This is a genomic window from Rhodococcus sp. (in: high G+C Gram-positive bacteria), from assembly GCF_049299235.1.
Lineage (GTDB): Bacteria > Actinomycetota > Actinomycetes > Mycobacteriales > Mycobacteriaceae > Rhodococcus.
In genome coordinates, this window is record NZ_JBAQXC010000380.1 from 1 (window position 1) to 3408 (window position 3408).

General features: G+C 70.2%; 4 protein-coding genes. All 4 read left to right on the forward strand.

Annotated elements, in window-relative coordinates; translation table 11 throughout:
* On the forward strand, positions 1 to 830 hold an 830-nt coding region (locus tag WAX14_RS23420; protein ID WP_422630434.1), incomplete at its 5' end, for a Gfo/Idh/MocA family protein.
* The gene (locus tag WAX14_RS23425; protein ID WP_422630435.1) at positions 827 to 1882 is read left to right on the forward strand and encodes a Gfo/Idh/MocA family protein; all 1056 of its coding nucleotides are present in this window, start codon (positions 827 to 829) and stop codon (positions 1880 to 1882) included. The genes WAX14_RS23420 and WAX14_RS23425, both read left to right, overlap by 4 nt.
* 50 nt (positions 1883 to 1932) lie before the next feature.
* Complete coding sequence (locus WAX14_RS23430; protein WP_422630436.1) at positions 1933 to 2853, forward strand: dihydrodipicolinate synthase family protein; 921 nt, start codon at positions 1933 to 1935, stop codon at positions 2851 to 2853.
* 1 nt (position 2854) lies between these two features.
* A partial coding sequence (locus WAX14_RS23435; RefSeq protein ID WP_422630437.1) for an ROK family protein occupies positions 2855 to 3408 on the forward strand: 554 nt, incomplete at its 3' end.

The window sequence follows — 3408 nt, forward strand, 5'->3', positions numbered from 1 at the left end:
GGGTCCTGGCGGACCCCACGATCGACGCGGTGAACGTGGTCGGCGCCACCCCGGACCACGCGCCGGTGACGATCGCCGCCGGCCGGGCCGGCAAACACGTACACGTCGAGAAGCCGGCCGCCCTGACCGTCACGGACTTCGACGCCATGGTCGCCGCCACCGAAGGTGCGGGCACGTCCCTGATGGTGGGGCAGACCGTCCGGTTCCAGCCGTCGATCAGTTCGATCGGTGCCGCCGTCGGGCAGGGCGCCATCGGCGATCCCCGCCTGATCCACCTGAGCTGGTACACCGGTCACGTCTGGCCCGGTGGCTGGCGCGGCTGGCAGCACGACAAGGCGCGCTCGGGTGGTCACCCCGTGCACAACGGCACGCACGCACTCGACCTGGTGACCTGGCTGACCGGCCGGCATCCGGTCCGGGTGTTCGCCCGCAGCTTCCCGACCTTCGCCGCAGGCATGCCCGTCCACGACAGCTTCCACCTGACCGTCCGCTTCGACGACGACTCGCTGGCCCTGATCGAACTGGCCTACGCGCTGTCGCAGCCGGGAACGATGGTGCGCCGCATCGTCGTCTCCGGCACCGACGGCACCCTCGCCCACGACACCGGCGACGATCCCGGACTGATGTCCGACACCGTCACCGCGCCGCCGTCGTCCATCGAGGACGCGATGACCCATCAGATGCGGCACTGGATCGGCACCCTCGACGGATCGGTGACCCCCATCGTCGAGAACTGGCAGGTGCGCGCGGCGCTGGCGACCGCGATCGCGGCCCAGCATTCGCTCGATACCGGTCGCGCCGTCACCATCGACCATGGAGCGCACCCATGACATCCACCACTCCGACCCGCATCGGATTTATCAGCGGTGTGCGGCATGCCGGGTCCTACGCCGGGCTGTTGCACGGTGATCCGCGTGTGCACCTGGTCGGGATCGCCGAGGAACACGGCGTAGCCGACTGGATCCGCGCCGACGGTATCGCGACGGCCGCGGCCGCGGGCATCGCATGGATCGACGATCTCGGCGAACTCCTCGATCCCGACCGGATCGACCTCGCAGTGATCTGCAGCGAACCGACCCGGCACGCCCGGCTGGCGATCGCCGCACTCGAGGCCGGACTCGACGTCCTGGTCGACAAGCCGATCGGAGTCAGCGAGGCCGAAGCCGCCGCCGTCGAGGCCGCCGCAGCCGCCACCGGGCGGATCTGCACCGTCGTCAACCGCACCCACTCGCCCGCGCTGCGCCGACTGCGCCGCTGGATCGACGCAGGCAATCTCGGTCTCCCCCGGCACGTGGACATCGAATTCCTGGCCAGCGGAACCCATTTCGCCACCTCGGTGGAACGACCGGAGCTGGTGGTGGACCCGGCGCTGTCCGGCGGCGGGGAGGTGCTGAACTTCCTCGGTTACGCCGCCGACTACCTCCGGTATCTCACCGGGCTCGACGTCACCGAGGTGTACGCCGAGACGAGCACCCTCTACGGCGGCGCCCACGCGCAATTCGGGGTCGAGGACACCGCGCTGGTGTCGCTCGCGCTCGCGCACGGCGTCACCGCCACCGTCACCGTCGGAAGGGTGCCCGCCGCACCGGGATTCGGAGCGAACACGGCCACGGTCCGGGTCCTCGGATCGCACGGGTACGCCAGTTCGGACGACGACAAGCCGGCGGTCCTGCAGTTCGCCGGTTCCGGTGCCGTCACCGCACATCCGATCGGCGGCTTCGGATCCGACAACGCCGTGTCGAGCTTCCTGACGCACTTGCTCGACCGGCTCCCCCAGCGGATCGCCCCCGACTACTCGATCGCCGATGCGCGGGCGTCGATGCGCGTCATCGACGCCGCCTACCGTTCCGCGGCCGAGGGACAGCCGGTCGCCCTCGAATAACCGCCGCATAACCGCCGCAGACACCACCCGAACACCAGCTACGGAGAATCATGAGCACCACCTTCAGCGGAATCGTCCCCCCGATCGTCACCCCCCTCACCGCCGACGGCAACGTCGACACCACCGCCCTCGAACGCCTGCTGACGATGCAACTCGACGCCGGCGTCGACGGCGTGTTCATCCTCGGATCGTCGGCGGAGGTCGGCTACCTCACCGACGAGCAGCGGGCCGAGATCGTGGCGACCGCGATCGGGCACGTCGGCGGGCAGGTGCCGGTGCTCGTCGGCGTCAACGACATGACCACCAACCGCGTCATCGCCGTCGCCGAGCGCGCCCGCAATGCCGGGGCCGACGCCATCGTCGCGACCGCCCCGTTCTACGCGATCACCAACGCGCAGGAGACCGCCACCCACTTCCGCGCCATTCACGCGGCGGTGGACGTTCCGCTCTTCGCGTACGACGTTCCAGTCCGTGTGCACAGCAAGCTCGACGCCGCAATGCTGGTGGAACTGGGCCGCGAGGGTGTCCTCGCCGGTGTGAAGGACTCGAGCGGAGACGACGTCGGCTTCCGTCAGTTGCTGCTCCAGTCCCGCGGTATGGACAACTTCGCGGTCTTCACCGGCCACGAGGTCGTCGTGGACGGCTGCCTGCTCATGGGCGCCACGGGCGCGGTGCCCGGCCTGGCCAACGTCGACCCCGACGGCTACGTCCGGTTGTGGCGTGCCGCCCGCGCCGGCGACTGGGCGGCTGCGAAGGCCGAACAGGACCGGCTCGCCGACCTGTTCTCCATCGTCTACACCCCGGCCCCGGGTCGGGTCAGTGCCGGCGCCGCAGGGCTCGGTGCGTTCAAGACGGCGCTGATGCTGCGCCGGGTCATCGCGAGCAACACGATGTGCGCGCCGATGCTCTCACTCGACGAATCCGAAACCGAAGCCGTCAAGGCGATCCTCGAACGCACCGGGCTCCTCTGACATGACGTCGGTGCGGGAACAGTGGATCGGTGTCGACATCGGTGGCACCAAGGTCGCCGCCGCGGTGGTCACCGCCACCGGTGAGGTGATCCAGACAGTGCGTGCGGCGACCCCGAGCACGGGCGGGCAGGCGGTGCTGGGCACCGTCGCCGAGCTGATCGTGGGCCTGCTCGCCCACCACGAGGCCGGTGGAATCGGTGTCGGTGCTCCTGGCATCGTCGACAGGACCACCGGACGGGTCACCTTCGCCTCCGACATCCTGACCGGCTGGGCGGGCGCCGACGTGCGCGGCGTCCTCGAATCCCGCACCGGTCTGCCCGTCACCGTGGACAATGACGTCCGGGTGATGGCGCACGGGGAAAACACGATCGGGGCCGGCCGCGGCCGGGGCTCGGTGGTGTTCGTGTCGATCGGCACCGGCATCGGCGGCGCGCTGTCCGTCGACGGCACGCTCCGCCACGGGGCCCACGGCACCTGCGGTGAACTGACGCACCTGCTGGTCCCCGCGACCGGCGCAATCGCGTGCGGGTGCGGTCGCGCCGATCACCTCGAAGC

Bases quoted from the DNA above. Each gene is read 5' to 3' on its own strand.
- WAX14_RS23425 (WP_422630435.1), top strand. From the start codon at position 827: ATGACATCCACCACTCCGACCCGCATCGGATTTATCAGCGGTGTGCGG.
- WAX14_RS23430 (WP_422630436.1), top strand. From the start codon at position 1,933: ATGAGCACCACCTTCAGCGGAATCGTCCCCCCGATCGTCACCCCCCTC.